The 25,151-nt window shown below is 62.2% G+C and carries 29 protein-coding genes; 16 read left to right on the forward strand and 13 right to left on the reverse strand.

What is annotated here, in order from left to right; genetic code table 11:
- Nucleotides 1–109: 109 nt before the first annotated feature.
- Together AC0L26_RS01345 and AC0L26_RS01350 are read right to left on the reverse strand one after the other, a co-directional pair.
- On the reverse strand, nucleotides 110–1,072 hold the full coding sequence (locus AC0L26_RS01345) for an extensin-like domain-containing protein (RefSeq protein WP_473630901.1): 963 nt from the start codon (nucleotides 1,070–1,072) through the stop codon (nucleotides 110–112).
- Nucleotides 1,073–1,147: 75 nt separating this feature from the next.
- On the reverse strand, nucleotides 1,148–1,573 hold the full coding sequence (locus AC0L26_RS01350; RefSeq protein ID WP_473630902.1) for a DUF3775 domain-containing protein: 426 nt from the start codon (nucleotides 1,571–1,573) through the stop codon (nucleotides 1,148–1,150).
- A 197-nt stretch (nucleotides 1,574–1,770) separates the two neighbouring features.
- Here AC0L26_RS01350 and AC0L26_RS01355 point away from each other — a divergent pair, with 197 nt between their 5' ends.
- Both AC0L26_RS01355 and greA read left to right on the forward strand, forming a co-directional pair.
- Entirely contained in the window at nucleotides 1,771–2,307 is a 537-nt protein-coding gene (locus AC0L26_RS01355; protein WP_352933688.1) for a tetratricopeptide repeat protein, read from the forward strand.
- A gap of 262 nt (nucleotides 2,308–2,569) precedes the next feature.
- On the forward strand, nucleotides 2,570–3,043 hold the full coding sequence (greA, locus tag AC0L26_RS01360; RefSeq protein ID WP_065012064.1) for a transcription elongation factor GreA: 474 nt from the start codon (nucleotides 2,570–2,572) through the stop codon (nucleotides 3,041–3,043).
- A 27-nt stretch (nucleotides 3,044–3,070) separates the two neighbouring features.
- On the opposite strand, the gene waaC is transcribed toward greA, so the two are convergent.
- The 3 genes from waaC to rfaD are packed head-to-tail and all read right to left on the reverse strand — an operon-like array spanning nucleotide 3,071 to nucleotide 5,972.
- The gene (gene waaC, locus AC0L26_RS01365; RefSeq protein WP_473630903.1) at nucleotides 3,071–4,045 is read right to left on the reverse strand and encodes a lipopolysaccharide heptosyltransferase I; all 975 of its coding nucleotides are present in this window, start codon (nucleotides 4,043–4,045) and stop codon (nucleotides 3,071–3,073) included.
- Nucleotides 4,042–5,049: a lipopolysaccharide heptosyltransferase II gene (gene waaF / locus AC0L26_RS01370; protein WP_473630904.1), complete on the reverse strand. Its 1,008-nt coding sequence runs from the start codon at nucleotides 5,047–5,049 to the stop codon at nucleotides 4,042–4,044. The genes waaC and waaF overlap by 4 nt, the downstream gene beginning before the upstream one ends.
- On the reverse strand, nucleotides 5,022–5,972 hold the full coding sequence (rfaD, locus tag AC0L26_RS01375; RefSeq protein WP_473630905.1) for an ADP-glyceromanno-heptose 6-epimerase: 951 nt from the start codon (nucleotides 5,970–5,972) through the stop codon (nucleotides 5,022–5,024). Before rfaD ends, waaF begins: the two co-directional genes overlap by 28 nt.
- 140 nt (nucleotides 5,973–6,112) lie before the next feature.
- On the opposite strand from rfaD, the gene AC0L26_RS01380 reads away from it, so the two are divergent.
- The 6 genes from AC0L26_RS01380 to AC0L26_RS01405 all read left to right on the forward strand — a co-directional run bounded on the left by AC0L26_RS01380 (nucleotide 6,113) and on the right by AC0L26_RS01405 (nucleotide 10,299).
- Nucleotides 6,113–6,349 (forward strand): type II toxin-antitoxin system Phd/YefM family antitoxin, encoded by a 237-nt coding sequence (locus AC0L26_RS01380; protein ID WP_473630906.1) that lies wholly within the window; start codon nucleotides 6,113–6,115, stop codon nucleotides 6,347–6,349.
- Nucleotides 6,315–6,755 carry a hypothetical protein gene (locus tag AC0L26_RS01385; protein WP_473630907.1) on the forward strand — a complete coding sequence of 147 codons (441 nt, stop codon included), beginning with the start codon at nucleotides 6,315–6,317 and terminating at the stop codon, nucleotides 6,753–6,755. Before AC0L26_RS01380 ends, AC0L26_RS01385 begins: the two co-directional genes overlap by 35 nt.
- A 31-nt stretch (nucleotides 6,756–6,786) precedes the next feature.
- Nucleotides 6,787–7,419, forward strand: a complete 633-nt coding sequence (locus AC0L26_RS01390; RefSeq protein ID WP_127206370.1) for a LysE family translocator — start codon at nucleotides 6,787–6,789, stop codon at nucleotides 7,417–7,419.
- A gap of 151 nt (nucleotides 7,420–7,570) precedes the next feature.
- Nucleotides 7,571–9,061, forward strand: a complete 1,491-nt coding sequence (gene rfaE1 / locus AC0L26_RS01395) for a D-glycero-beta-D-manno-heptose-7-phosphate kinase (RefSeq protein WP_473630908.1) — start codon at nucleotides 7,571–7,573, stop codon at nucleotides 9,059–9,061.
- Nucleotides 9,062–9,068: 7 nt separating this feature from the next.
- Nucleotides 9,069–9,641, forward strand: a complete 573-nt coding sequence (locus AC0L26_RS01400; protein WP_473630909.1) for a D-sedoheptulose-7-phosphate isomerase — start codon at nucleotides 9,069–9,071, stop codon at nucleotides 9,639–9,641.
- Nucleotides 9,634–10,299 carry a D-glycero-alpha-D-manno-heptose-1,7-bisphosphate 7-phosphatase gene (locus tag AC0L26_RS01405; protein ID WP_473630910.1) on the forward strand — a complete coding sequence of 222 codons (666 nt, stop codon included), beginning with the start codon at nucleotides 9,634–9,636 and terminating at the stop codon, nucleotides 10,297–10,299. Before AC0L26_RS01400 ends, AC0L26_RS01405 begins: the two co-directional genes overlap by 8 nt.
- Here the strand turns inward: AC0L26_RS01405 and AC0L26_RS01410 are convergent.
- Entirely contained in the window at nucleotides 10,296–10,781 is a 486-nt protein-coding gene (locus tag AC0L26_RS01410) for an Lrp/AsnC family transcriptional regulator (RefSeq protein WP_473630911.1), read from the reverse strand. The two genes, AC0L26_RS01405 and AC0L26_RS01410, sit on opposite strands and share 4 nt — an antisense overlap.
- A gap of 259 nt (nucleotides 10,782–11,040) precedes the next feature.
- Here AC0L26_RS01410 and trxB point away from each other — a divergent pair, with 259 nt between their 5' ends.
- Entirely contained in the window at nucleotides 11,041–12,015 is a 975-nt protein-coding gene (gene trxB, locus AC0L26_RS01415; RefSeq protein ID WP_473630912.1) for a thioredoxin-disulfide reductase, read from the forward strand.
- 89 nt (nucleotides 12,016–12,104) lie between these two features.
- Nucleotides 12,105–13,001, forward strand: a complete 897-nt coding sequence (locus AC0L26_RS01420) for a LysR family transcriptional regulator (RefSeq protein WP_126105318.1) — start codon at nucleotides 12,105–12,107, stop codon at nucleotides 12,999–13,001.
- A 233-nt stretch (nucleotides 13,002–13,234) separates the two neighbouring features.
- Here the strand turns inward: AC0L26_RS01420 and AC0L26_RS01425 are convergent, their stop codons facing one another.
- The 3 genes from AC0L26_RS01425 to AC0L26_RS01435 form a co-directional block, all read right to left on the reverse strand.
- Nucleotides 13,235–13,732 (reverse strand): methyltransferase family protein, encoded by a 498-nt coding sequence (locus AC0L26_RS01425; protein ID WP_473630913.1) that lies wholly within the window; start codon nucleotides 13,730–13,732, stop codon nucleotides 13,235–13,237.
- Between the two features lie 706 nt (nucleotides 13,733–14,438).
- Nucleotides 14,439–16,490: an elongation factor G gene (locus tag AC0L26_RS01430; RefSeq protein ID WP_473630914.1), complete on the reverse strand. Its 2,052-nt coding sequence runs from the start codon at nucleotides 16,488–16,490 to the stop codon at nucleotides 14,439–14,441.
- 400 nt (nucleotides 16,491–16,890) lie between these two features.
- Nucleotides 16,891–17,757 carry an alpha/beta fold hydrolase gene (locus tag AC0L26_RS01435; RefSeq protein ID WP_473630915.1) on the reverse strand — a complete coding sequence of 289 codons (867 nt, stop codon included), beginning with the start codon at nucleotides 17,755–17,757 and terminating at the stop codon, nucleotides 16,891–16,893.
- Between the two features lie 148 nt (nucleotides 17,758–17,905).
- On the opposite strand from AC0L26_RS01435, the gene AC0L26_RS01440 reads away from it, so the two are divergent.
- The gene (locus AC0L26_RS01440) at nucleotides 17,906–18,484 is read left to right on the forward strand and encodes a methyltransferase family protein (protein WP_473630916.1); all 579 of its coding nucleotides are present in this window, start codon (nucleotides 17,906–17,908) and stop codon (nucleotides 18,482–18,484) included.
- Nucleotides 18,485–18,634: 150 nt separating this feature from the next.
- On the forward strand, nucleotides 18,635–19,030 hold the full coding sequence (locus tag AC0L26_RS01445) for a (R)-mandelonitrile lyase (RefSeq protein ID WP_473630917.1): 396 nt from the start codon (nucleotides 18,635–18,637) through the stop codon (nucleotides 19,028–19,030).
- Nucleotides 19,031–19,094: 64 nt separating this feature from the next.
- Here AC0L26_RS01445 and AC0L26_RS01450 read toward each other — a convergent pair whose 3' ends face one another.
- Nucleotides 19,095–20,297, reverse strand: coding sequence for a pyridoxal phosphate-dependent aminotransferase (locus AC0L26_RS01450; RefSeq protein WP_473630918.1), 1,203 nt, complete (start codon nucleotides 20,295–20,297; stop codon nucleotides 19,095–19,097).
- Nucleotides 20,298–20,500: 203 nt separating this feature from the next.
- On the opposite strand from AC0L26_RS01450, the gene AC0L26_RS01455 reads away from it, so the two are divergent.
- From AC0L26_RS01455 to AC0L26_RS01465, 3 genes are all read left to right on the forward strand, one after another.
- Complete coding sequence (locus AC0L26_RS01455) at nucleotides 20,501–21,394, forward strand: EAL domain-containing protein (protein ID WP_473630919.1); 894 nt, start codon at nucleotides 20,501–20,503, stop codon at nucleotides 21,392–21,394.
- Nucleotides 21,391–22,245: an EAL domain-containing protein gene (locus AC0L26_RS01460; RefSeq protein ID WP_473630920.1), complete on the forward strand. Its 855-nt coding sequence runs from the start codon at nucleotides 21,391–21,393 to the stop codon at nucleotides 22,243–22,245. The genes AC0L26_RS01455 and AC0L26_RS01460 overlap by 4 nt, the downstream gene beginning before the upstream one ends.
- A gap of 101 nt (nucleotides 22,246–22,346) precedes the next feature.
- Nucleotides 22,347–22,958 (forward strand): glutathione S-transferase family protein, encoded by a 612-nt coding sequence (locus AC0L26_RS01465; protein WP_473630921.1) that lies wholly within the window; start codon nucleotides 22,347–22,349, stop codon nucleotides 22,956–22,958.
- A 261-nt stretch (nucleotides 22,959–23,219) separates the two neighbouring features.
- On the opposite strand, the gene AC0L26_RS01470 is transcribed toward AC0L26_RS01465, so the two are convergent.
- Both AC0L26_RS01470 and AC0L26_RS01475 read right to left on the reverse strand, forming a co-directional pair.
- A complete protein-coding gene (locus tag AC0L26_RS01470; RefSeq protein WP_473630922.1) occupies nucleotides 23,220–23,420 on the reverse strand; it encodes a hypothetical protein in 201 nt (66 codons plus the stop codon).
- Between the two features lie 259 nt (nucleotides 23,421–23,679).
- Nucleotides 23,680–23,892, reverse strand: coding sequence for a cold-shock protein (locus AC0L26_RS01475; RefSeq protein ID WP_023678332.1), 213 nt, complete (start codon nucleotides 23,890–23,892; stop codon nucleotides 23,680–23,682).
- Nucleotides 23,893–24,223: 331 nt separating this feature from the next.
- On the opposite strand from AC0L26_RS01475, the gene AC0L26_RS01480 reads away from it, so the two are divergent.
- Nucleotides 24,224–24,550, forward strand: a complete 327-nt coding sequence (locus AC0L26_RS01480; protein WP_473630923.1) for a hypothetical protein — start codon at nucleotides 24,224–24,226, stop codon at nucleotides 24,548–24,550.
- Nucleotides 24,551–24,562: 12 nt separating this feature from the next.
- Here the strand turns inward: AC0L26_RS01480 and AC0L26_RS01485 are convergent, their stop codons facing one another.
- Entirely contained in the window at nucleotides 24,563–25,132 is a 570-nt protein-coding gene (locus AC0L26_RS01485) for a methylated-DNA--[protein]-cysteine S-methyltransferase (RefSeq protein ID WP_473630924.1), read from the reverse strand.
- Nucleotides 25,133–25,151 lie beyond the last annotated feature (19 nt).

A 25,151-nucleotide genomic window follows, 5' to 3' on the forward strand; every position in this document is an offset into this window, starting at 1 on the left:
CCTGTCCCTAGATGAGACAGAGCTTAACCGCCAAGAGTAAAGGAAAAATCAGCGGCCGCGTTTACGGCTGCGGCCAAATTGCGGCGCTGCCTATCGGTCCGACATCATGTCACTGGCAGAAGGTGCCGCCGTTGCGGCGCGGTGCAAGATCGAGATGGAGATGCAGCGAATGATCTGCATCGCTGCCCGGGCCGAGCACTGTCTTGAACGGTCCGCAGGCTGCCTTGCGCACCGCGTTCAGGAATTTCGCGTCCTTTTCCGGCGGCACAGGGCCGACATCGATCCTTCTTCCGTTGGACAAGGTGAAGCTGGCGATGTCGAGCGCGTTGCCGAAGGCGTGCTCCGACAGTTTCCCGCCGCCATTGCGGTGTCGGCAGACAAAGGCGGATGCCTGGTCGATCGACTTTAGCTCGGCGCCGAATTCGGCCTTGGCCGCCGGCTGGATGATATCGATGGCGAAGCGCGCGGCGGCCTCGGCCATCTGGCAGTTCAGCTCGGTTTCGGGACTGATATCGAATGACTTGCCCAGCGTCTTCAGCGCGATCGGATAGGGAATCGAGCAGCCGACCGCCGCATCGTGCTCGGCCTTGCGGTCCTCGAAGTCGACGCCCATCGACTTCAGCCGCCCGCGGCAGGCAAGTTCTTCCTCCGGCATTTTTTCCTGCGGCACAGAGGCCGAGCGCGGGTCGGGAGGGATTTCTTTTTCCTGCGCTTGCGCCGGCTTCTCCGCCGGTTGCGGGACGGTGGGCGGCGGTTCCGCTGCGGCGGGCTTTTCGCCCGGCGTTGGAGCGATTGCCGGCGGCTCCGGCCGGGCTTCCTTATGCCCGTCCGATTTCCGCTGGTTCAGTTTGTCGGTCGCGGGCTGATCAGGCTTCGGTGCATCCGCAGGACGCGGCTCGGGAACCGGCACGTTGGCAGGTGGGGCTTGCTGGGCCGGTGATTGATTGAGCTCCGGGACAGGCACGGTTTCAGGCAATTCCGGAGCTTGGGCCAGCGCCGCCCCTGCGAACAGTATCGCCGCTGCCAAAGGCAGCGCCAATCTGATCAATCCGGGAAGGGGGAACGCCGCCATTCGATCTTAACGGCGGGCGAATGCGGAAGTTGCCCTGAATGAGGGGTTGGCCGATCACGATAGGTGACCGCGGTGTTACGCACCAATCGCTTCCAGTCCTTCCTCCAGCCAGTCGGCCAGCAGCGGCATGCCGAGCAGATATTTCGCCGTGCGCTTATTGGCGCGCTCGCGCGCGGCCGCCAGCGCGTCGGCCCATTCCGAGGCGTCATAATCGCCGCGGCCGACCCAGGCCAGTGCTACGAGCTCGGCCGCCTCGTCGACATTGAGGTCGTTGATCAGTTCGCGCAGTTCCTCTTCGGTGAGATCTTCGGAACTTTCCTCCGCCAGACCGTCATGATGGTGGTTGTCATGCGCTTCGCCATCCAGTTCTACCTCGTGCTCGGCGCCATCGGCATAGTCTTCGTTGACGGCGGCGCTCAGCGCCTTCGCCTTGAGGATGAACAGGCGCACCGTGTCGGGACCGATCGAAAGTTCCCATTCCTTTTCAAGGCCCCGCTGCACTGGTCGTCTCCGGATATTCCGTTTGCCGTCTGCCGGATGATAGCGAATTTGCAGCGCTCGTCACGTCATGTTAGGCGCTTCAATTTTCCGACCGGCACAGATCGTTTAAAAAAGCTTTCAGCGGCTATTACTTTTCCGGGATGAAAAGGCTTTTGCCCGGCGTTAGTCCTGCATTGTCATGCTTCAAGGAGGCTTCGATGCGCAGACGATTGCTGATCCACGTTCTGGCGGTTGCCGCCCTGCCGCTGTTTGCGGTTACGGCGTTTTCGGCCGGTGAAGGTGGAGGCGGGAGCGACCAGACCACCACCCAGTGCAAGAAAGGCACGGTCTGGGACAAGAAGCTGAAGAAGTGCGTGGCACCCAAGCAAGGCATGCTGGACGACGACAACATCTATGAAGCCGGCCACGCGCTGGCGATGGCCGGACGTTATGACGAGGCGATCGCCGTGCTCAGCCTGGCTGCCGACAAGAAAGACCCACGCATTCTCAACTATCTCGGCTACTCGCATCGCCATTCCGGACGCGTCACCGTCGGGCTCGGCTATTACGAGGAAGCGCTGCGCATCGATCCGAACTATACGCTGGTCCGTGAATATCTGGGCGAGGCTCATCTGCAGATCGGCGATCTCGCCGGAGCCCAGGAACAGCTCCGCGAGATCGAGAAGCGCGCCGGCAAGGGGTCTCGTGAATACGGCATGTTGTCGGAGCAGATCGACCATTTCATGAGGAGCTGATTCGGATCCCAACCCTCCTCAACCGGCTGTGAGCAATCGCAGCCGGTTTTTGTCGCCGGCGTGGCGGCATTTCCACAAACGGTCGATGAATTTTCAGAAACCCCCTTTTTTGGGCGTGAAAAACGCGCCAAGATTGCTATATCTAGGGAAATTGCGGTGAGACGGTTCCGTTAGCCCGAGGCTGCCGGACCGTTTTCTTTTTGTACCCATCGACAAGGTCGCTCCCGGAGTGCGGGGGCGGCGGCAGGAAAGGTCAGGCATCATGAACAAGGTCCCGATGACAGGCGAGGGGTTCGCGTCATTGAAGGAAGAACTGCGCTGGCGCCAGCAGGAAGAGCGGCCGCGCATCATCGAAGCAATCTCAGAAGCGCGCTCGCATGGCGATCTTTCGGAAAATGCCGAGTATCACGCGGCGAAAGAGGCGCAGAGCCTCAATGAAGGCCGCGTCAACGAGCTTGAGGACTTCATCGCACGCGCCGAGGTGATCGACGTTACCAAGCTCAGCGGCGAAAAGGTCAAGTTCGGCGCCACCGTGGTGCTGGTCGACGAGGACACGGAAGAGAAGAAGACCTACCAGATTGTCGGCGACCAGGAAGCGGACGTGAAGTCCGGCCGCATCTCGATCTCCTCACCGATCGCGCGGGCGCTGATCGGCAAGGAAGTCGGCGATGCGATCGAGGTCAATGCGCCGGGCGGTGCGCGGGGCTATGAGATCGTCCAGGTGCAGTTCATCTAGGACCTTTTGATAATTCTGAAAAAGGTCCTATGTCGCGGCCTGCGTTTTGAGTGCCAGCAGCCTCTCGGCCTCTGCCACCACCTCCGCAGGCGCGACGCGACTGCCGGGCGGGCCCAGCAGCGTTGACGAGAACGGTCCGCGCGGGCCGGTCAGGCCGGGTTCTGTCGCCAGAAACACGGCGACCGTCGGCAGGCCGAAGGCGCTGGCGAGGTGGGTGAGGCCGGTGTCGGCGCCGATGACCAGCACCGAGCGGCCGATGATCGCGGCGATCTCGGCAAGCGGTGATCTTGGCACCGACACGGTCTGCGGAACGGCCTCGGCGATCGCTACGGCAACCGCCTTTTCCCTGTCGTTAGACCAGGTGGTGACCGGCGTCATTCCTCTTTCCACGAGAAACCGGGCAGTTTCGACCCAGTCGCCGACCGGCCATTTCTTGTCCTCGCGGCTGGTGCCGTGCAGCAGGAAGGCGGGTTTTTCGCCGGGAAAATCCGAACTGCCGGCCGGCGGCACGATGCCGGACTCGAGCCTTGAAAAATCCGGCTCATAGCCGAGCGCCAGCCCGAACAGCCGCCTTGTGCGTTCGATGGCGTGCAGATCGCGCGGCACCGCGTAGCGGCGGTCGTAGAATAAAGTCGCCGAAGGTTCGCGGGCGCTCGACCGGTCGAAGCCGGCGACCGGCGCCGTGGCCAGTTTCGCCACCAGGGCCGATTTCAGCAATCCTTGCGCATCGATGACGAGATCGTAGCGGCAATCCCGCAAGGCGCGGCGCAATCTTGCCGCTTCGCGCCATGTGCTGGGGACGAGCGGGCGCGTGCGCCAGCGCCGCATCGCCACAGTGTGGATGGTTGCGATCGCTGGATGTAGGGCCACGATGCCGCCAAAAGCCTCTTCCACACACCAGTCGAACGACACATCCGGCCGGCTGCGGCGTGCATCCTCGACGGCCGGAAAGGTGTGGATGACGTCACCCATCGAGGATGTCTTGACGATGAGCACCCTCATGCTGCGGCCGGCATTTCCAGCAGCCGTTCCGCTGCCGCCGCGACCTGTGCCACCTCGAGCGTTTTCAGGCAATTGAGATGGCCGAGCGGGCAGATTTTCCGGTGGCAGGGCGAACAAGACAGACCGAGCCAGACAAGTTCGCGCTGCTCGGCGAGCGGCGGCGTATTCTGCGGCGAGGTCGACCCGTAGACGGCAACGATCGGCGTGCCGACCGCGGCGGCGACATGCATCAGCCCGCTGTCGTTCGACACCGCAAGCCTGGCCGCGGCGATCAGGTCGATGGCGTCCTCCAGCCGCGTCTCGCCGGCGAGGTCGACAACGCCTGGTGCAAGCGCGGCGATTTCCGCCGTCACCTCGGCGTCGTTCTTCGATCCGAACAGTGCGACCCTAAAGCCTTTCGCTATCATCTCGCGGGCAAGGCCGGCATAGCGTTCGCTCGGCCAGCGTTTGGCCGGGCCGAACTCGGCGCCAGGCATCAGCGCGACGAATTCTTTTGCCTTCAGCCCGAAACGGCTCAGCAATTCAGCCTGGTTTTTCGTGTCGACGGCGAGCTTGGGAGCGCGGAACGTACCTCCCTGCGCGAGACCGAAATAGGCCTGCGCCGTGCGCCGTTTCATATGGTCGGGCAAGGGAACGATATCCGTCAGCAGCCGGTAGCGCATTTCCTTGAGATGGCCGACACGGCGCGGAATGCGGGCAAAGAACGGCACCAACGCCGACTTCCAGCTGCCGGGCATGACATAGGCGATGTCGTAGTGGCCGCGCAGCAGGCGGCCGAAGCGCCTTCGGATGCGGAATTCCAGTGCGCCAGATTTCAGCGGCAGATCGATCTGCTGACGTATCTCGGGCATGCGTTTGACCAGTGGTGCCGCCCATGCCGGGGCCAGCACGTCGATCGCGGCGTTGGGGTGAAGTTCTCTCAGCGCCGAGAACAGGCACTGCGCCATCACCATGTCGCCCACCCAGCGTGGGCCGATCACGAGGATCGTTGGGCTTTCAGCCATTCGACATAGTCTCTGACGCCGGTTTCCACTGTGCGAAACTGACCATTGTAACCGGCGGCGCGCAACCTGGACATATCAGCTTGGGTAAAACTCTGGTAGCTGCCCTTGAGATGATCGGGGAAGTCGATGAACTCGATCTCGCCTTTGCCCAGCGCGCCAATCACCGTTTCGGCAATGGCGCGGAACGGCTGGGCACGGCCCGTGCCGCAGTTGAAGATGCCGCTGGAACCCCGCTTCCATAGCCACAGATTGACGTCGGCGACGTCGCCGACATGGATGAAGTCGCGGCTCTGCTCCCCGGGTCCGAAACCGTCATAGGCGCCGAACAGCTTCGGGTTCTGGCCCTGCTCGACCTGGTTAAACAGGTGGAACGCGACCGAGGCCATGGCGCCCTTATGGGCTTCACGTGGTCCATAGACGTTGAAATAGCGCAGGCCCGCGACAGGCGAATGGTCTGTGCTGAAGACGGTGCGGCGGACATAGTCGTCGAACAGCTTCTTTGAATAGGCATAGACGTTGAGCGGACGTTCGCATTCCGGCTCCTCGCGAAACTCGGCGCCGCCGCCATAGACCGAAGCCGAGGAGGCATAGAGGAAGGGCACGCGCAGTGCCAGGCAAGCATGCAGCAGCCGCTTCGAATAAGCGTAGTTCACCTCCATCATGAACCTGCCGTTCCACTCGGTGGTGGTCGAGCAGGCGCCCTGGTGGAAGACGGCCTCGATGCGACCGAGGTCCCCGGCCTCCATCCGCGTCAGGAAATCGTCCTTGTCGAGATAATCGGCGATCTGGAAGTCGGCGAGATTGGCGATCTTGTGGCCGTCGGTCAGGTCGTCGACGACGAGGATGTCGCTAATCCCTTCTGCATTGAGCGCGGCGACGATGTTGGAGCCGATCATGCCGGCGCCGCCCGTGACGATGATCATGAAGGCCTCTGGGTGCTTGCGATTCCGGTCCTTATAAGGGAGGCCAGCCGGGCTGTCGACAAAGCAGGCGATTGCCCTGTGTCGTCGTCTTGCTTGTCTATTTTGGCTGTTTTGTCTATTATGCACAAAACGGAGTGGCCATGAAACACTATCCATCGACGGATCTGAAACAGAATCTTGGAGACGTGCTCGCGGCTGCCAGCCAGCAGCCCGTCTCTATCACTCGTCACAACAAGCCTAGATATGTCCTGATGAGCATCGAGACCTACGAGGCTCAATTCTCCAAGGATAACCGCCGGGCCTACGCGGCTAAGGATGCCCCATCCGAACATGTCGAGATGCTTGAGGAATACGCCGCCGAGTTGGATCCTGATTAAACCCAATACCGCCGACGTCTGGCGATATCCGTATCTGTGGCATCGCCAACGTGGGGGCGGCGAGACCGAAGGTCGCAAGTCGCGACCGGTCGCATTCGTGGCCGTCCTTCCGGGGAAAGCCGGTGGCACGAACCTCTTTATCCTTGCAATCACCTCCAAGCCGCCGGGCCGCGATCGCGTCGCTGTTGGCGTTCCGGAAATTGAACGTCACCGTGCCGGGCTTGACCCTATCCCCCTTTGGGTCATAGTCGACGAATACAACCACGATATCCTGGAATCTTCAGCCTACTTCGAACCCGGTGCGCGGATCGGCGCATTCAGTCCGTCATTCCACAAGAAAGTCATGTCCGCTTTCATTGCCGCTGTCCGTACAGGCCAGACCAAGGCCATCCCGCGCGCGGACTGAATCGCCTGCAACCGGATCTGAAGGAGAAGAGATGCCGTCGACCGAACTGCTTATCGCCTTTTTCGCCACCACGGCGATCTTCGCTTACATCCCCGGCCCGGCGATGCTTTACGCCGCTGCGCAAACCATGGCTCGCGGCCGCTGGTCCGGCCTGACGGCCGCGCTGGGTATTCATCTTGGCGGTTATGTGCATGTCATCGCCGCCGCTGCCGGACTGTCCGTGCTTTTCCATGCCGTGCCGACGCTCTACGTGGCGGTCAAGCTGGCCGGCGCGCTCTATCTGATCTGGCTGGGCGTATCGCTGTTCCGCGCCAGGGCGCAAGACGATGCGGTAATTCCGGGCATTGTTCCGAAGTCGGCCCGCCGCGCTTTTTTCGAGAGCATCACCGTCGAGGTGCTCAATCCCAAGACGGCAATCTTCTTCATGGCGTTCCTGCCGCAATTCATAGACGCGTCGGCGACGTTTCCCGTCTGGCTCCAGTTCCTCGTTCTCGGGACGATCGTCAACCTGATGTTCTCCTCGGCGGATGTCATGTGCGTGGTGCTGGCAGGTGCGCTGATCACCAGGCTGCGGCGCTCGAGCCACGCGCAGCGCCTCATGCGGCGTGCCGGCGGTGCGGTGCTCGTCGGGTTGGGCGTTCATGTCGCTTTGCAGAAAAGCTGATCCGTCGACCGCCGTTGGCTGTGATCCGCTAGGCGCCTGCCGTTGCCTTGGGCCGAATTGCGGTATATCGGCTTCGCCATGAACGACCAGCCCCGCCAGTCCAGCGCTTTCACGGCATCGGGACTGGCTCCCATTGCACGTCGCGGATGACATGAGCGAGCAATACCTGCCTTCTCCCGAACCCCTTCACCGCGCCATTTCGCGGTTCAGCGGCGTCACCGTGCTGGTGGTCGGCGACTTCATCCTTGACCGTTTCGTCAACGGCGTCATCGAGCGGATTTCGCCTGAAGCGCCTATTCCGGTGCTGCGCGGGCGTGGTGAAACCTCGGCGATGGGCGGTGCCGGCAATGTCGTCTCCAACATCGTCTCGCTCGGCGCCACCGCGATACCGGTCTCGGTGATCGGCGACGATCAGGTCGGCGACAATCTCATGCGGATGCTCGCCGAGCTTGGCGTCGGCACTGGCGGCCTCGCACAGGACGCGAACCGCATGACCTCGTCAAAAAGCCGTTTCAGCGCGCTCAACCAGCAGGTGCTGCGCTTCGATGAAGAGGAAATCAAGCCGCTGGGCGACGCGGAGCGGGCCACGCTGATCCGGCATTTCCGCGCCGCGCTCGCGCAAGCCGACATCGTTATCCTTTCCGACTACGGCAAGGGCATATTGCTCGACGGCGTCGCCGGCGAGTTGATCTCAATGTGCCGTGAAGCAGGAAAGCCGGTGCTGGTCGATCCCAAGGGCCGCGACTATGCGTGCTATGCCGGGGCGACGGCGATCACGCCCAATCGCAAGGAACTGGGCGAGGCGGTCGGACGCGCGGTGTTTGCCGATGACGAGATCGTGGCCGCGGCACGTGAGCTGATCTCGGCGCATGGCTTCGATTTCGTGCTCGCGACGCGCAGCGAAAAAGGCATGAGTGTCGTCGGCGCGGACGATGCCCGCCACATCGCCACGCAGGCGCGGGAAGTGTTCGACGTTTCCGGCGCCGGCGACACCGTCATCGCGACGTTTGCGTTGGCTCTCGCCGCGGGCGCCGACCGCATCATGGCCGCCGCCATCGCCAACGCGGCGGGTGGCGTGGTGGTGGGAAAGCGCGGTACCGCGCGGCTGACGGTCGAGGAACTCACCGGCGCGCTGTTTCGCTCACACGGACCGATTGCCCACAAGGATGCGATCCTCGATGCCGCTGCCGCCGCAAGGCTGGTGGCGACGTGGAAGGACGAAGGCCTGAGCGTCGGTTTCACCAATGGCTGCTTCGATATCCTTCATGCCGGCCATGTCAGCCTTTTGCATGCGGCGCGAAGCCAGTGCGACCGGTTGGTTCTCGGCCTCAACAGCGACGCCTCGGTGCGCCGGCTGAAAGGGCCGGGACGCCCGGTCAACGACGAGCATGACCGCGCCTGCGTGCTGGCGGCGCTTGCCTCGGTCGATGCCGTCGTCGTCTTCGAGGAAGATACGCCGCTCGCGCTGATCGAGGCGCTGAAGCCCGACATACTGGTCAAGGGCGCCGACTATACGATCGATCAGGTGGTCGGCGCCGAAGTGGTGCAGAAGGCGGGCGGCCGTGTCGTGCTGGTCGATCTCGTCGCCGGCAAGAGCACCACCGGCACCATCGGCAAGTTGCGCGCCGGCAGTACAAACTGAGGGTTTCATGTCCGAATTGAACGATTACCTGGTCCGCTCGGCGGCCGCGATCACCGCGATGGTCGAGCGCGATCTCAGCAGCGAGATGGAGCGGGCGGTTACCGCCGTCGTCGCCGCACTTTCGCAAGGGAAGGCGCTGCTGATCTGCGGCAATGGCGGTTCGGCGAGCGACGCCATCCACATCGCCGGCGAGCTGGTCGGCCGCTTCCTTAGGGAACGCAAGGCCTACAACGTCATCGCGCTGCCGGCCAATGCGGCGGTGCTGACCGCCTGGGGCAATGATTACGGCTTTGACACGGTGTTTTCACGCCAGGTAGAGGCACATGGCGCGGCGGGTGCTGTGCTGCTCGCCATCTCGACCAGCGGCAACTCGGCCAGCATCCTCGCCGCCGTCGAACAGGCGCGCATGATGGACATGACGGTGATCAGCCTGACCGGCGACACCGGCGGCAAGCTCAAGCCACTCTCCGATATCCTGCTCAACGTACCCTCGACCTCGACGCCGATCATCCAGCAGGGTCATCTGTGTCTCTATCATCATCTGTGCGAAATGGTCGAAGCGCGCCTCTGTGATGGCTGACATCGGCCCTGTCGTGAGGTCGAATCCGTACCCGCTCGAAGAGCCGGGCCTGTGGGTCGAGCGGATCGATACCTCGGTCTTTCCAGTTGGCACGCCGGCGCTGTTCCTCGATCGTGACGGCACCATCAATGTCGATAGCGGCTATCCCAGCGATCCGGCTGACATCGTGCTGCGGCCGGAGATGCTGCCGGTGATCCGAACGGCCAACATCGCAGGCCTTCCTGCGATCGTGGTCTCCAACCAGTCGGGTATAGCTCGCGGTTACTTCGGCTGGCCGGATTTCGCCGCCGTCAATGCTCGGCTGCTGGCGCTTCTCGAAGCGCAGGGTTGCCGGATCGATCTGGTACTCGCCTGTGCCTACCATTCGAGCGGGACGGGTGAACTGGCAGCAGGTGATCATCCGATGCGCAAGCCCAATCCGGGAATGCTTCTGCGCGCCCGCGATCTGCTGGGCGTGGATATCAGCCGATCGATAATCGTCGGTGACAAGGCTGATGACATGGAAGCCGGACGGCGAGCCGGGCTATGCGAAGGCTGGTTGGTGCACGGCAGATTCAATCGGACTTCTAGCGACGGTACTTTCACGATACGCAAACTGATGACCGGCAATGATCACAGGAAACTCTGCGAGACCATCGCTGGACTCGGCGGGGATTAGGTTCTCATTTCGCTGAAAGCCACCAGGCCCTCGTCCTTGACCCGGCGGATGGTCAGTGCAGTGCGCACCGTGTCGACATTCGGCGCCGAGGCCAGTTCCTCGATTACGAATGTCTGGAAGGTGCCGAGGTCGCTCGCCACGCAATGCAGCAGGAAATCGGATTCGCCCGACACCATCCAGGCGTCGCGCACGATCGGCCAACCGCGGGTGCGTTCGGCGAAGGTTTTCAGCTCGGCGTCGGCCTGGTGGTGCAGGCCGATGAGGCAGAAGGCGACGACGTCCAGGCCGAGCGCCGGCGCATTGAGCAAGGCGCGGTAGCCGCGGATAATGCCGGTCTCTTCCAGCCGCCTGACGCGGCGCAGGCATGGCGGCGCCGAAATGCCGACCCGGCCGGACAGCTCGACATTGGTCATGCGCCCGTCTTGCTGAAGCTCGCGCAGGATCTTCCAGTCGATGGCATCGAGATCGGCTTTGAGCGGCATGGATACCTTCGGCGCTTCACGCAAGAATCTTTCGTGATCTTGTAATTAAACGACTTCGGTGTCCATTCCATCCCTTCAGCCGGTGATTTTCGGACAGTCACTGCGCAAGATGTTCATGGATCGTCTGTTTGTGCCGAAGCTTTCCGGGGACGAAGGCCAGGTCGTCTTGCTGGCGTCGCCTGCAACACCTAGATTAGGGCCGATATCGATCCCTGTGCCGGACGCTTCATTCGCGTCCGGTTGTTGTGAAAGCTCTGCTATGACCACCAAGCACGCGCCCGTTCTCATCATCGGCTCCGGTCCCGCCGGCTATACGGCGGCAATCTACGCCGCCCGCGCCATGCTGAAGCCGATGCTGGTCGCCGGTCTGCAGCAGGGCGGTCAGTTGATGATCACCACCGATGTCGAAAACTATCCGGGATTCGCCGATCCGATCCAGGGTCCGTGGCTGATGGAACAAATGCTGAAGCAGGCCGAGCATGTCGGCACTGACGTCATCAACGACATCATCACCGAGGTCGACCTCAATGTGCGCCCATTCCGCGCCAAGGGCGATTCCGGCGCCACCTATACCGCCGACGCCCTGATCATCGCCACCGGCGCGCAGGCGAAATGGCTGGGCATCCCGAGCGAACAGACCTTCATGGGCTTTGGTGTGTCGGCCTGCGCCACCTGCGACGGCTTCTTCTATCGCGGCAAGGATGTCGCGGTGATCGGCGGCGGCAATTCGGCGGTGGAGGAGGCGCTCTACCTTTCCAACCTGGCAAAGAGCGTGACGGTCATCCACCGGCGCAGCGACTTCCGCGCCGAGCGAATCTTGAGCGAGCGGCTGTTCAAGAAGGGCAATGTCCGTATCATCTGGGACACCGTCGTCGACGAGATCACCGGCCAGTCCGGCAAGATGCCGCTGCCGCCGTCGGTGGAAGGGCTGAAGCTGCGCAATGTGGTGACCGGCCAGGAGATGCATCTGACGGTCGACGGCGTGTTCGTGGCGATCGGCCATGCACCGGCGGTCGAGCTGTTCGCCGGCAAGCTGAAGCAGAAGCCGAATGGCTATCTGTGGACGGCGCCGGATTCAACCTGCACCGACGTGCCGGGCGTGTTCGCCGCCGGCGACGTGACCGACGACATCTACCGCCAGGCGGTGACGGCGGCGGGGCTCGGCTGCATGGCCGCGCTCGAGGCGGAAAAGTACCTTGCCGGGATCGAAGTTCACCGCGAAGCAGCGGAGTAAGGAAGCGGCCGAGAAAAGCCGCGCAAAAGCCTGATTTTTCATTCAGGCGCTAAAAACAGGCAGACGCCAAAAAACAGAACGGGGGCATCATGGCGTTGGACTGGGACAAGCTACGCGTGTTTCACGCTGCGGCGGAGGCTGGGTCGTTCACCCATGCCGCCGAGACACTGCATCTGTCGCAATCGGCGATTTCACGGCAGGTCAGCGCGCTCGAACATGATGTCGGCGTGCCGCTGTTCAATCGTCATGCCCGCGGCTTGGTGCTGACCGAGCAGGGTGAGATGCTGTTCCGCACGGCGCACGACGTGCTGATGAAGCTGGAGACGATCAAGTCGCGGCTGACCGAGGCCAAGGATCGGCCCTCCGGCGTGCTCAGGGTGACGACCACGGTGGGGCTGGGCGCCGGCTGGCTGACCGAGCGCGTGCAGGAATTCATCGAGCTCTATCCCGAGATCAGCCTGCAGCTGATCCTGGCGAACGAGGAACTCGACCTCACCATGCGCCGGGCGGACTGCGCCATCCGGCTGCGGCAGCCGCAGCAGCCCGATCTTATCCAGCGTCGCCTGTTCACCGTGCATTTCCATCTCTATGCGGCGCCTTCTTACGTCAACAAGTATGGCAAGCCGGCGTCGATCGCCGAGTTGAAGGCCCATCGCATCGTCACCTTCGGCGTGCCGGTGCCGGCGCATCTGTCGGAATTGAACTGGCTCGAAACGGTCGGCGATTTCGAAGGCGGGCAAAGAGTGCCGACGCTGCAGATCAACGACATATTGTCGATCAAGCGCGCGGTACAGGGTGGCGCCGGCATCGCCATGCTGCCCGACTATGTGGTCAGCAAGGACTCAGGGCTGGTGCAGTTGCTGCCGGAGACCGAAGTGCCGTCCTTCGACACCTATTTCGCCTATCCCGATGCCATGAAGAACCAGGCGAAACTGCATGTCTTTCGCGATTTCATCATTGCCAAGGCGCGAAGCTGGTCGTTCTAAGGGCATGTCGATATTCAGGTGATGCCGGCCTGCGAACGAGGGCTTCCTGCGCTTCCGGTCTTCGCCGGCCGAAGCACTTATGGGCGTTCGCGGCAGTTAAGGCTACGGCCGGCGTAGGCCGGTAGTCACGGACCCAAACGTCCGCTCCGTTCCGGTTCTCGGAATCCCCGTTCTCGGCTCGGCCTGACCTGAATCTCAACATACCTTGAAATAAAGCGGTTCCGTTTCCGGGCTCACTCACGCCATGGCGTCAGGCGGGGCAGCCAGCCGGGAACGGCGCGGCGGTAGGCCTCGTAATCGGCGCCATAGCGGCGGGCAAGCGTCGGTTCCTCATGGAACTTCACGAATGAGACCATGGCCGCGGCCGCAATGACAGCGTAGGCAACGAGCGCCCAGCTCGAAAACAGCAGCGCCTGGCCAAAGATGATCGACAGCACGGCAAGGTACATCGGATTACGGACATGGCGGTAAACGCCGCCGATGACCAGTCGTTCGGTCGGCGCAACCGGGGCGGGCGTGCCCAGCTCTTCAAGGGCAAAACGGGCGAAGGCGTGAAGCAGCAAGGCCGTAGCGACGACAATCAGGATCCAGCCGACCGGGACCAGGCCGGGCAGGGTCGACCACGGCGGGCGATAGCGATGGGTCAGCAACCAGGGCAGCAATCCCGCGACCATGCCGGGTGCTGCGATGAAGAACAACGCGCTGCCGGCGATCGCCGAAACTCTCCGCACCGGTGGCTCCTTGCCAGATTGCCGCAGAAATGAACGCGAACTGCCCGATTCCACGCCATTCGGCGTTTTCAGTGTTTTCACCGAGAATTAATGTTGATTCGCCTTTTCCGCTGTGATTCCCGGCTCGCGAAACCCTGCATTCCAACGATTTTGCTGGTCCTATGAGGCCAAGGAATGGGTTAGACCACAGCCTGTGTCATTTTGCATGTGTGTGTTGCAAAATAGATGCTTGTTTCTTGGGCATGATGAGCACATATATATATCATCTCCTGGGCGCGTTCTCCTCCCATTAGCGCCCTAGAGTGTTCCCCTCTGGAGGTTAGCCCTAACAGGCACTTCCAATCAAACTCAGCCGGATCTTCATTGATCCGGCTTTTTTGTTGCCTGAAACCTGCCGGCGCCGAGGGAAAGCCAACCGAATTGTCACGTAACGGTGACATGTAACCTCAGGTAACATATCGCAGGCGCTCCGCATCGACTAAGCAGATCATAGGACGCGGTGTGGTTCGTGCGGGAGATGGGGGCATCACTCGGACGATCCGGGCTCAGGCGGCTACCGCGTCCGAACCATTCTTCCGCTGAAGCCGTCAGGCGCTGGCGGCATGTGCGGCGGACCTGCCGTTTCGCCTCCCACGAAGACGGTCCGCAAGAGGGCGGCGTCCGGATCATTCCGGGCGCCGTTTCCTTGTGTTCGCCAAATCCAGTGTCAGGCGGCCTTGCCGTTGGCGCTTAACGCCTCGTCGGCCAGGCGGCCGGTGAGTTCGGCCATATGGTCGAAGGTGGCACGATAGCTGGCCACGCCGGCGGTAGCTGAACGCAGTTCGATGATCAGGTCGCCGATTTCGGCCTGCGGCATGGTCGCCTCGACGACATCCCATCCCGGCCAGCCGGGCCGCGCATCGTAGCCGAGGATCTGGCCGCGCCGTTGCGGGATCAGGGCGATGATCCTCGACGTCGCGTCGGACGGCGTGACGATCTCGACCTTCATGACCGGTTCGAGCAGCACCGGCGAGCAGGCCGCCATGCCTTCCTTCATCGCCAGCTTTGCCGCCATCTGGAAGGCCATGTCCGACGAATCGACGGCGTGGTAGGAGCCGTCGGAGAGGTTGACGGCGACATCGACCACCGGAAAGCCGAGCGGGCCGGATTTCAGATAATCACGAACGCCGGTCTCGACCGACTGGATATAGGTCTTCGGCACGGCGCCGCCGGTAATGGTGTCGGTGAACTGGAAGCCGGAGCCGCGCGGCAGCGGTTTGATTTCGATCACCACGTCGCCAAACTGGCCATGGCCGCCCGACTGCTTCTTGTGGCGGCCACGCTGCTGCGCCGTTTTGCGGATCGTCTCGCGATAAGGCACGGCCGGCGGATGGCCCTCGACCGGGATCTGGTTCTTACCTTCCAGCCGCTCGCGCACGACGCGCAGATGCATCTCACCATGGCCTGACAGTACAGTTTCGGCCGAATCCTGATTGTGGCGCAGGCTGAGCGAAGGATCTTCTTCGGCAAGGCGCTGGATGGCCGCCGACATCTTCACCTCGTCCTTGCGTTCCTTCGGGCGCAGCGCGAAGGCGAAGACCGGTTGCGGCGGCGCCAATGTGACCAGCGGCTTGATGCCGCCCTTGACCGAGCTCAGCGTCTGGCCGGTCGTGACGTCGTCCAGCTTACCGAGGGCGACCGTGTCGCCGGCCGTAGTCGAGGTGAGCTTTGTCTGGTCCTTGCCGAGCATTCTGTAGATGCCGGAGACTTTTGCCGTGGCGCCATTCGAAAGGAAGAGCTCGGAGGCGTCGGCAAGCTGGCCGGACAGGATGCGCGAGACCGACAGCTTGCCGCCATGCGCAGTGTGAATGGTCTTCATCACCTGGACCACGGTTGCCTTGCCGTCAGGCGCGCCGAGGCGCTTGCGGGTCGCCTCGATGTCGGGCGCGTCGTGGCGGATCGTCTTCAACAGGCGCAGCACGCCGTTGCCCTTCTCGGCGGTGCCGATCAGCACCGGCGTCACCGCGCCGTCACGCAGGTCAGCGGCGAGGTCGTCGAAGATCGCGTCCTTCGGCGGCTCGATCTCTTCGAGGAGCTGTTCCATCAACTGGTCGTCATGATCGGCAAGCGTCTCCAGCATCGAAAAGCGCGCCTCCAGCTCGCGCGCCTTGTCGTCACCTGGAATCTCGGCGATCTCGCTTTCGGCATATTCGCGATAGATGTAGGCGCGCTCTAGAGCGAGATCGATCGAGCCGATGACGACGCCGTTCTTGCGCAGCGGAATCTGGCGCAGCAGCAACGGCGCCGAGCTTGCCGGCTGCAGCATCTTCAGCGTGTCGCGCACGGCTGATATGGCCTTGTCGACCTTGTTGAGGAACATGATGCGCGGAACGCCGAGATCGTCGAGCTTGCGCATGATCAGCTGCAGGGCAGGAATCTTCTTCTCGTCGGCTTCGGCGACGACGACGGCGATGTCGCAGGCGGCGAGCACCGGCTCTGCCTCGAAGGAGAATTCGATGGAGCCGGGACAATCGACGAAGGTGAGCTGCTCGCCCATGAATTCGGTGGTGGCAAAGGTCGCCTCAACGCTCATGGCATGGGCGCGCGCCTCAGGCGAATGATCGGAAACCGTGTTTCCCGACGATACGGGATTCTGGCGGGGAATGGCGCCGGTGCGGGCCAGTATGGCTTCGAGAAGTGTCGTTTTACCGCTTGCAAAGGGACCGACTATGGCAATGCATTTCGGTCCCGTACGTCGTCCTCCGGCGCGAGTTCCCATGACTGACCTCCACTCAGGCGTTTCCCTGGGAGCGGCGGCCGGCCTGTCGACCGTCGCGGGCGGGGCTTTTTTCAGTTTGCCACCTACCCAAAAGCATCGTCCCACGGGTTAGCCGGGAGGGCAAGGGATTTGAGGTTCGGGGCAATCGGGTGGGCGCATCGCCCTTCTTTCTTGCTGCCTCAAACGCCGGCGAACGCATCCGCGACCTTGGCTTCACGCGCCAAAGGGCGCGGCGGCCGGTCGGCCTTGCCATCTTCGCTTCACGAAATGGTTTCACCGCCGATGCAGGGCAGCAAACAGGATTTTTTTCCTTCACCCGATTGCCCGGATTTGAGGTTCGCCTTACGTCGCGGATGTTTCGGCCACGGACGCAGGGTGGACAACACCCCGTCGACAGGTTTCAGCCGGCCCAGGTTCGGCGTGGTGCCAGCGTGGCTTCGTCCCTGCTTTGCTCGGCTACCGTTTCGGCAAAGCGCGCCAGCAGCGGATTGAACAGGTCCGGACGCTCCCAGAAAGGAGCGTGCCCGGTATTGGGGATGACATGGCAATGCTCCCACAGCGAGCCGTAGGCGAGCGTTTCAAAATAGCCGAGCCGGACAAACGGGTCATTCTCGCCGTTGACGATCGCGACCGGAAACGCGGCCTGCTCGATAACCTGTTTCTGATCGGCGCCTTTGCCGGTGATCATGCCCCGCGTCACCGCGGCGCGCAGCCGGCCGTCCGTGCGCAGGATGGCCTGGCGGAAGGATGGATCGGCGGTGTCGCCGAAGCATAGGGTTTCGAAGCGCTCGGCATCGCGTTCCGAGTAAGCTTTCTTGGACGCGAGCAGCATGTCCCAGTGGGCATGAAAGCCGCGCAGCATGCCGAACGGTCCTTTCGACACCGGTGGCGCGCCGGTCAGCATCAGCCCGGCGACCGCCTGGTGAAAACTCGCGAGCTCGATTGCAACGTGTCCGCCGAGCGACCAGCCGAAAACGACGGCGCGATCGATTCCCAGGCTGTCGAGAAGTTGAGCCGCCGATTGGGCCAGGCCGGCTATCGTATAGGCGGTTGCCGGGTCATCGGCGTCGGACGATTCACCGTGGCCTGGAAGATCGAAGGCGATCAACCGGTGGGCAGCCGCCAGGGAGCTGTCGAACTGCCGAGCGAATACCGCCCGCGAACTGCCCGAGCCATGGATCAGCACGATGGGGATGCCAGAGCCCGACGACTGGCTGAGGCGCAAATCCGCTTGCTGGGTGCGGATCGTGCGGTGGGAAACGACCATGCTGGATTAGACCCTCGGATTGGCTGACGGCCAACGTCGCATCTCAAGGTCACCATGTTGTTTAGGTTTGTAGTTAAGAAAGGATTTATCCGCGGCAATCGGGTACAATGACGAATCCACGAGAGCTAATCTGGGGGGACCATTGGTGATGGAAGGCGCGCTCGATCTTCTTGTCTCGATCACCAGCATCGCGACGCTCGGTCAATATGCCTGGTCCATGCGCGCTCATTTCCAGTCGCCGACCATGCCGCCAGGCGCCATGATCGTTTCGGCTGTTGTGATCGGCGTGGCGTTGTTCTTTCTCGCAATCCTGTGGATCGAACGGCAGCCGGTGGCGGCGAAGATCGGCGGGCTCGCCATCGAACTGGCAAGCTCCGTTCTGTTCTGGTGGGCGATCGCCATTTCCCGCAAGGCACGGCTGCGCTTTGCGTTCGACGCCGACAATCCCGACAGTTTGGTGACCGACGGCCCTTACTTCTATATCCGCCATCCGTTCTATGCGTCCTACATCATCTTCTGGATCGGATGGGGGATCGCGACCTGGTCGATCTGGGCGGTGGTGCCTGTCGCCGGGATCGTCGTCATCTATACGATCGCTGCGATGGACGAAGAGAGGAAGTTTTCGCGCACTGCGCTGGCCGGCGCCTATGGAGCGTACCGCGCACGCGCCGGCTTGTTCTGGCCGCGCCTGCGCCGTGATCGGCGAAGCCGCCGGATGCGAGCATAGGCGTCCCATCAAATCCCGCGACAGAGCCGTCGCCGAACAGCCGCGAAAGCGGTTGCAGCATGATGGCTATCGGACGAAAGTGCCCGTTTCTAGCAACAAAAGGAACGGTCGCCGCCGACCGATCCACCATCAGCTCGAGGATTCGCAACGATGAAGATCATTGCCTGTGGCAGCGCACCGACCATTATTGCGCCGGAAAAGTACTTTACCGGCCGTGTGTTGCAGACGCCGATCATCGAGAAGGAAGCGCCGGCGCGGCTGCGCGCCGTTATGGTCAGTTTCGAGCCGGGCGCGCGTACCCACTGGCATACACATCCGCTGGGCCAGACGCTCTATGTCATATCGGGCGCCGGCCTCGCGCAAAGCTGGGGCGAGCCGGCACAGGCGATCAGGGCCGGCGACGTCATCTCGTTTGCGCCTGATGAAAAACACTGGCATGGAGCCGGCCCGAAATCGGCGATGGCGCACATCGCCATGCAGGAGGCGCTCGACGGCGTCCACGCCGACTGGCTGGAGGCGGTGACGGACGAGCAGTATGGCGGCTAAGGCTTTTTGAGCCCAATGAAACCCGGCTCGCGGCCGGGTTTCATTTTCGATTTTGATGGTCGCCTTAGATCAGCGACGCGGTGAAGCGCTGGATGCGCGTGCAGGCTTCTTCGAGCAACGCCTCCGATGTGGCGTAGGAGATGCGGAAGTTCGGGCCGAGGCCGAAGGCCGAACCGAACACGACCGCCACCCCCTCCGCCTCGAGCAGTTCCGAGCAAAATGCTTCGTCGCTATCGATCACCTTGCCGGCTTTGGTCGTCTTGCCGATCAGCTGGGCGCAGGACGGATAGACATAGAAGGCGCCTTCGGGCGATGGGCAGGAAATGCCGCGCGCCTGATTGAGCATCGACACGACGAGATCGCGCCGAGCCTGGAAGATCGCCTTGTTTTTCGCAATGAAATCCTGCGGACCGTTCAGCGCCTCCACCGACGCCCACTGCGCAATGGTGCAGGCGCCTGATGTCTGCTGGCCCTGGATCATGTCCATCGCCTTGATCAGCGCGACCGGTCCGGCCGCATAGCCGATGCGCCAGCCGGTCATGGCATAAGCCTTTGACACGCCATTCATCGTCAGGGTGCGCTCATGGAGCTTCGGCTCGACCTCGGCGATGGTCTTGAAGACGAAGTCGCCATAGATCAGGTGCTCGTACATGTCGTCAGTCAACACCCAGACATGCGGATGCTTCAACAGCACGTCGGCCAGATCGCGCAATTCAGCCTCGGTATAGGCGGCGCCCGACGGGTTCGACGGGGAGTTCATCAACAGCCATTTGGTGCGGGGCGTGATCGCCTTTTCCAGCGCCGCCGCCGTCAGCTTGAAGCCGTTGTCGATGGAGGTGTCGGCAAAAGCCGAGGTGCCGCCGCAGATCGCCACCATCTCGGGATAGCTGACCCAATACGGTCTCGGGATGATCACCTCGTCGCCGGGGTTCAGCGTCGCCATAAAGGCGTTGAACAGGATCTGCTTGCCGCCGGTACCGACGATGGTCTGCTCCGGCCGGTAGTCGAGATTGTTCTCGCGCTTGAATTTCTTCGCGATCGCCTCGCGCAGCGGCACGATGCCGGAAACCGGCGGATATTTCGTTTCGCCACGGCGAATGGCCTCGATCGCAGCATTCTTGATGTTGTCCGGCGTGTCGAAGTCCGGCTCGCCGGCACCCAGCCCGATGACGTCACGGCCGGCGTTTTTCAGCTCGCGCGCTTTCTGCGTCACTGCGATGGTCGCGGAAGGCTTAACGCGGGAAAGGACGTCGGCAAGAAAGGCCATGACGATGTTGCTCCTTGTGGGCTTAGGCGGTCCATCCAACCGCGGGCTTCTCATGTCGCATCATTCCAACAAGCGCAAGCATTGTCGGATGAGCCAGATCCCAAATCCCCGGCAAATCCGGCAACAATAAATTCACTTACCGGCGGTAAAACCCGAGTGGCTGGATCACGACCCATTCCGCCAGTCTCGCAAAGCGAGGAACCGTGTCGCGCAGCATCGGACTTGCCCATATCGTCCGTCATGATGACGGCACCGCCAGCGGTGTCTGGGGCGCCTATACGCTGCGGAGCGCTTTCCAGCCGATCTTTGCCTTCAGCAACGGCAAATTGTCGGCCACCGCATTCGAGGGGCTGATCCGGCCGTTTCGCGACGGCGAGCCGCAGTCGCCGATGAGCTTTTTCGACAGCTGTCCGGCGGTTGACCGCCTGCACATCGAGGCGCTGACAAGGACGCTGCACCTTTTGAACGCCGGCGCCTGTCTGCCGCAAGAGGCATTCATCTTCATCAATTTCGATCCGTCGGTGTTCACCGACCGCAGCATCGCCGACAAGGCGCTGCGCGACATGCGGCTGGTGCTGCATGAGGCTGAAATCGATGCGAGCCGCGTCGTCTGCGAGGTGACCGAGCAGAAATCGGCGTCGCAGGAAACGCTCTATAATTTCGTCGAGGCGCTCAGGGCCAATGGGTTTCGCATCGCCGTGGACGATTATGGCGCCGACGAGTCCGATATCAACCGCGTCAAGGAGCTCAGGCCTGATATCGTCAAGTTCGACGCTCGCTGGATCGCGCAACTGATGGAGTCCGGCGCCGGTTTCGCGCTGCTTACCGCCATGGTGGCAAGCTTCGAAGAACAAGGCATCCGCACGGTGTTCGAGGGCATCGAGGAGGGCTGGCAACTTGAACTGGCCGAAAAATCGGGAGCCTCGATGGTGCAGGGATTTGCGCTGGCGCGCCCGGAACTCGCGCCGACCAGCTTCCACGTCTTCGGCAAGGACAGGCAGACGCCTGCGGCAGTGCCCAATGCCGGCGGTGCACCTGCGACCGTACCGGCTTCGCTGCGGCCGAAACGGGCTTTCGGCCGCAAGGGGGCGCCATGACCGAGCGGCACGACAGGCGGCGCAATGTCGGCGAGGCGATCTTCGCCGACGAGGTCGGGATCGAATACGGTGTCTATGGCGCGTTCCGGCTGAGGAGCGCCTATCAACCGATCTTTGCGCCGCGCGGCAGGTTTTTGACGGCTGTTGCGGTCGAAGGGCTGATCGAACCGCACCGCGCCGGCAGGCCGGTCGCGCCGTCAGTATTTTTCCAGGGCGTACCCGTGCCGGATCGGCTGTTCGTCGAGACGATGTGCCGGGTGCTGCATCTCCGGAATTTCCGCAACATCGGCGTCGATGGGCTCGACCTGTTTTTCAACTACAATCCGCTGATCAATGATGACCCCGGGCGGGCGCTGGCCGAAATCAGGCTGATGACCCGGCATCTCGCCGAGTTCGACCTGCACCCCGGCATGCTGGTCTGCGAAATCACCGAGCAGGCGGCCGATGACAAGGTGCTCGTCAGCCTGGTGCGCGAGATGCGGCGTGACGGCATTCGCATCGCCATCGACGATTTCGGCACCGGGCATTCGACGGAGGAGCGGGTCGCCCTTGTCCAGCCGGACATCGTCAAGATCGACGGCGCCTGGTTTGCGGAATTCTGTCGCCATGCCGCCGCCGAACGATTTTTCCGGCCGCTGGTTTCGGCGCTGCACGACCGCGGCGCCAAGGTGCTGGTCGAAGGCATCGAGCAATCCACGCATCTGCGTGTCGCGCTGGACGGCGGCGTCGACCTGATACAAGGTTTTTACCTTGGCCGGCCGGCGCTGGCCGGCACGGTTTTCGACGAGGAGCCGCTATCGATCGACGGATTGCTTGGCAGGACCAACAACGTCGTGCCGTTATTTGGCTGATCTATCAGCGGCGCTGATGGTTGCGCCAAAACAAATCACTGGATCAAGTCGTTGGCGCCGGGATAGAGCCTGGACTGTCGCGCAAGAGCGAGGGAGCACCGATGACCATACTCTACGGGATGATCGACAGCGGCAATTGCTACAAGCCGCGCCTCTTGATGGCCAAGCTCGGCATCGCTTTCACCAATGTCGAGGTCAGCTCGCATACCGGCGACACGCGCAAGCCAGACTATGTCGCCAAGAACCCGAACGCCATGGTGCCGCTGCTCGAGCTCGACGACGGCAGGCTGCTTGCCGAATCCAACGCCATCCTGCTCTATCTCGCCGAGGGCACGCAGTTCCTGCCTGTCGATAAATACGAGCGGGCATTGGCCTATCAATGGCTGTTTTTCGAGCAGTACAGCCACGAACCTTATATCGCGGTGCGCAAGGCGCTGCTGACTTTTCCCGAACGGGCCAAGGACGCGACGCCGGAGCGGCTGGCGGTGACGCTGGAACGCGGCAACAAGGCGCTCGGCGTGATGAACAAGCATCTGGCGGGCAGTGCGTTCTTTGCCGGTGATGCCTTGAGCGTCGCCGACATCGCGCTCTACGCCTATACGCACACGGCCGAGATGGGCGGCTTTCAACTCGACGCCTATCCGGCGGTGGCGGCGTGGCTGAAACGGGTCGAGGCGGATAAGGGGCACGTGCCGATCGAATGGCTGGGATAACTCTGTCCTCACGGCTATTTCAGCAGGCGATCGTATTCGGCGTGAGTACCGATCCAAAACCAGACCATGTCTTCATGCGCGCGCACAGCAACGGCGCGATAGCTCTGGTCAACCCGCGCCGACCAGTAGCGTCCAACTTGTTTGAAATGTAGCGATGGATGTAAAAGATCAGAGCGCAGTTTGTCGAAACGCTTATCTGCTTTGGATCTGATCGATGCAGGTTGCTGTAAGCCTCCCAGAATGAGGGAGTGGCGACATGATTCACAGAGGCCGGGTCCGGCCGGCGCGATGATCAGCCAGTGCCTGCTCGGCAAGTTTGTCCAACCTGCCAGCCTTGGCGTCGGCTTCGATCTGCCGATCCCACATATCCGCCTGCAGCCCCTCGAACCAGGCAGCAAACGCCTTCAGTTCCTCAGGGCTAAATTCGGCAACGGATTTTTCGATCTGTTCGAGCTTGCTCATGGGCTAAAAATACCATGATTGGCACAATAAGGCCAAGGTAGCTTGTTTCATCGGAAATCCGGACAGCAAAAAGGCGGGACAAAATCCCGCCTTCCCATGCTTGGTAGCCTGATCGGGAGCGTTCCGTCCGGGCCGGCAGCAATCTGCTGCTCGGCTTGTCGGGATCTTTCCGCTCCGGTGCGCTTCTCGCGCGACCGTCAGTACATCCGTGACTTGCCGCGCGCCCCGAGCTATCGCCCGGCGCGCGCCATTCGCAAAATCAGGCCGCCTTGCTCAGAGACCCAGCGGACGACTTGCCAGTGCGGCGGTCCTGCTCGATCTCGAAGTTGATCTTCTGGCCTTCGACTAGGGTCGACAGCCCAGCGCGCTCGACTGCGGAGATGTGCACGAAAACGTCCGCGCCGCCGCTGTCAGGCTGGATGAAGCCGAAACCCTTGGTGGAATTAAACCACTTGACCGTACCTGTTGCCATTTCGATAGTCCTTATACGTTTGCTTTAGCTTGACCGAACCGAAGTCCAGCCGGTTTGTATCGAGATTTTGGAGATAGACGTCAGCAAACGCGAATATCGCGAGGCCCGGATCGATCGGCCGAAATATCAATGGACCTCATATAGTCCGCTTCTGCGCAAAAAACAAGACTGCGCGAAAAAAGGCGCTGATGCGGTGCTGCCCAACGGCCGCCCCAATCGCGTGAAAGCCTTGTAACGTCGCGCGTTGCGGAGGATTGCATCGGTTATCGCGCACATTGCGGGGAAGGACCGTGCCGCCTTCGAGCGTCCGGTCCTGTTTTGGGAGAGGACCATGAAAACTGTTCTGCTTGCCGCCTGCCTGGTGCTGGTGGCCGCCGAGGCGCAAGCGATCTCGCGCTATGACCCGAGCCGCATGAGCTGCGACAGGGTGCGGGCGACGATTGCGAGGGAAGGTGCCGTCATCCTGCGTTACCAGTCGACGCGCACGCCGGGGCTGCCGCTCTACGACCGCTATGTGCGGAGCCAGCGTTTCTGCAATATGGGTGAGGTCAGGGCACGCGCTTCGGTGCCGAGCGCCGATACGAAATCCTGCATCGTCTACAAATGCAAGCGGGTGGACACAGACCGGCGCTTCCGCCGGCGTATTCTCCCCGACTAGCTACGCCTGGTTTCAGAAGCCGAATGAGACCTGCGCCGGAGGCGGCGGGCCGACGCGCACGCCTTCCATCGCCAGCATCTTTTCCTTGGTGGTCGAGCCGCCCGGGGCGGAAAAACCGCCGATCTTGCCACCGGCGGCAAGAATGCGGTGGCAAGGGATGACCAGTGGCACCGGGTTGGCGCCGAGCGCAGCACCAGTTTCCCGCGCCAGCCCAGCATGGCCGGCGCGCTTGGCCAGCTCGCCATAGGTGGTGGTCTCGCCGAAGGCGAGCTTTCGCGCAGCGTCATAGATGGCGAGGCGGAAATCGTCGACGCCGGTAAGATCCACCGGCACATCGGAGAAGTCGACGTCTTCGCCTGATGCATAGGCCTTTATCGCCGCGATCAGCTCGATGACCCACTGCGGTTGGGGGCTCGAAGCGGCGCTGCCGGCGTGATGCAAGAGCCGGCGTTCCACCGCGTCGCGGTTGCGCTGGGGCAGGCAGAGCCTCGTCAATCCGGCTTCGCTCCAGGCGATGCCCATGAAGCCGATCACGGTTTCGAAGACCGCGTGGCCGACGGTGGCTTGAGAGGTGCTTTCCATGATGTGCTCCTTTCCGATA

The sequence above is a fragment of the Mesorhizobium sp. WSM4823 genome (assembly GCF_055811195.1).

Bases quoted from the DNA above. Each gene is read 5' to 3' on its own strand.
- AC0L26_RS01450 (WP_473630918.1), bottom strand. From the start codon at position 20,297: ATGGCCTTTCTTGCCGACGTCCTTTCCCGCGTTAAGCCTTCCGCGACC.
- AC0L26_RS01440 (WP_473630916.1), top strand. From the start codon at position 17,906: ATGGAAGGCGCGCTCGATCTTCTTGTCTCGATCACCAGCATCGCGACG.
- rfaE1 (WP_473630908.1), top strand. From the start codon at position 7,571: ATGAGCGAGCAATACCTGCCTTCTCCCGAACCCCTTCACCGCGCCATT.
- waaF (WP_473630904.1), bottom strand. From the start codon at position 5,049: ATGGCTGAAAGCCCAACGATCCTCGTGATCGGCCCACGCTGGGTGGGC.
- AC0L26_RS01405 (WP_473630910.1), top strand. From the start codon at position 9,634: ATGGCTGACATCGGCCCTGTCGTGAGGTCGAATCCGTACCCGCTCGAA.
- rfaD (WP_473630905.1), bottom strand. From the start codon at position 5,972: ATGATCATCGTCACGGGCGGCGCCGGCATGATCGGCTCCAACATCGTC.
- AC0L26_RS01480 (WP_473630923.1), top strand. From the start codon at position 24,224: ATGAAAACTGTTCTGCTTGCCGCCTGCCTGGTGCTGGTGGCCGCCGAG.
- AC0L26_RS01345 (WP_473630901.1), bottom strand. From the start codon at position 1,072: ATGGCGGCGTTCCCCCTTCCCGGATTGATCAGATTGGCGCTGCCTTTG.
- AC0L26_RS01485 (WP_473630924.1), bottom strand. From the start codon at position 25,132: ATGGAAAGCACCTCTCAAGCCACCGTCGGCCACGCGGTCTTCGAAACC.
- trxB (WP_473630912.1), top strand. From the start codon at position 11,041: ATGACCACCAAGCACGCGCCCGTTCTCATCATCGGCTCCGGTCCCGCC.
- AC0L26_RS01460 (WP_473630920.1), top strand. From the start codon at position 21,391: ATGACCGAGCGGCACGACAGGCGGCGCAATGTCGGCGAGGCGATCTTC.
- greA (WP_065012064.1), top strand. From the start codon at position 2,570: ATGAACAAGGTCCCGATGACAGGCGAGGGGTTCGCGTCATTGAAGGAA.
- AC0L26_RS01430 (WP_473630914.1), bottom strand. From the start codon at position 16,490: ATGGGAACTCGCGCCGGAGGACGACGTACGGGACCGAAATGCATTGCC.
- AC0L26_RS01410 (WP_473630911.1), bottom strand. From the start codon at position 10,781: ATGCCGCTCAAAGCCGATCTCGATGCCATCGACTGGAAGATCCTGCGC.
- AC0L26_RS01475 (WP_023678332.1), bottom strand. From the start codon at position 23,892: ATGGCAACAGGTACGGTCAAGTGGTTTAATTCCACCAAGGGTTTCGGC.
- AC0L26_RS01445 (WP_473630917.1), top strand. From the start codon at position 18,635: ATGAAGATCATTGCCTGTGGCAGCGCACCGACCATTATTGCGCCGGAA.
- AC0L26_RS01380 (WP_473630906.1), top strand. From the start codon at position 6,113: ATGAAACACTATCCATCGACGGATCTGAAACAGAATCTTGGAGACGTG.
- AC0L26_RS01420 (WP_126105318.1), top strand. From the start codon at position 12,105: ATGGCGTTGGACTGGGACAAGCTACGCGTGTTTCACGCTGCGGCGGAG.
- AC0L26_RS01470 (WP_473630922.1), bottom strand. From the start codon at position 23,420: ATGAGCAAGCTCGAACAGATCGAAAAATCCGTTGCCGAATTTAGCCCT.
- AC0L26_RS01400 (WP_473630909.1), top strand. From the start codon at position 9,069: ATGTCCGAATTGAACGATTACCTGGTCCGCTCGGCGGCCGCGATCACC.
- AC0L26_RS01390 (WP_127206370.1), top strand. From the start codon at position 6,787: ATGCCGTCGACCGAACTGCTTATCGCCTTTTTCGCCACCACGGCGATC.
- AC0L26_RS01465 (WP_473630921.1), top strand. From the start codon at position 22,347: ATGACCATACTCTACGGGATGATCGACAGCGGCAATTGCTACAAGCCG.
- AC0L26_RS01435 (WP_473630915.1), bottom strand. From the start codon at position 17,757: ATGGTCGTTTCCCACCGCACGATCCGCACCCAGCAAGCGGATTTGCGC.
- waaC (WP_473630903.1), bottom strand. From the start codon at position 4,045: ATGAGGGTGCTCATCGTCAAGACATCCTCGATGGGTGACGTCATCCAC.
- AC0L26_RS01355 (WP_352933688.1), top strand. From the start codon at position 1,771: ATGCGCAGACGATTGCTGATCCACGTTCTGGCGGTTGCCGCCCTGCCG.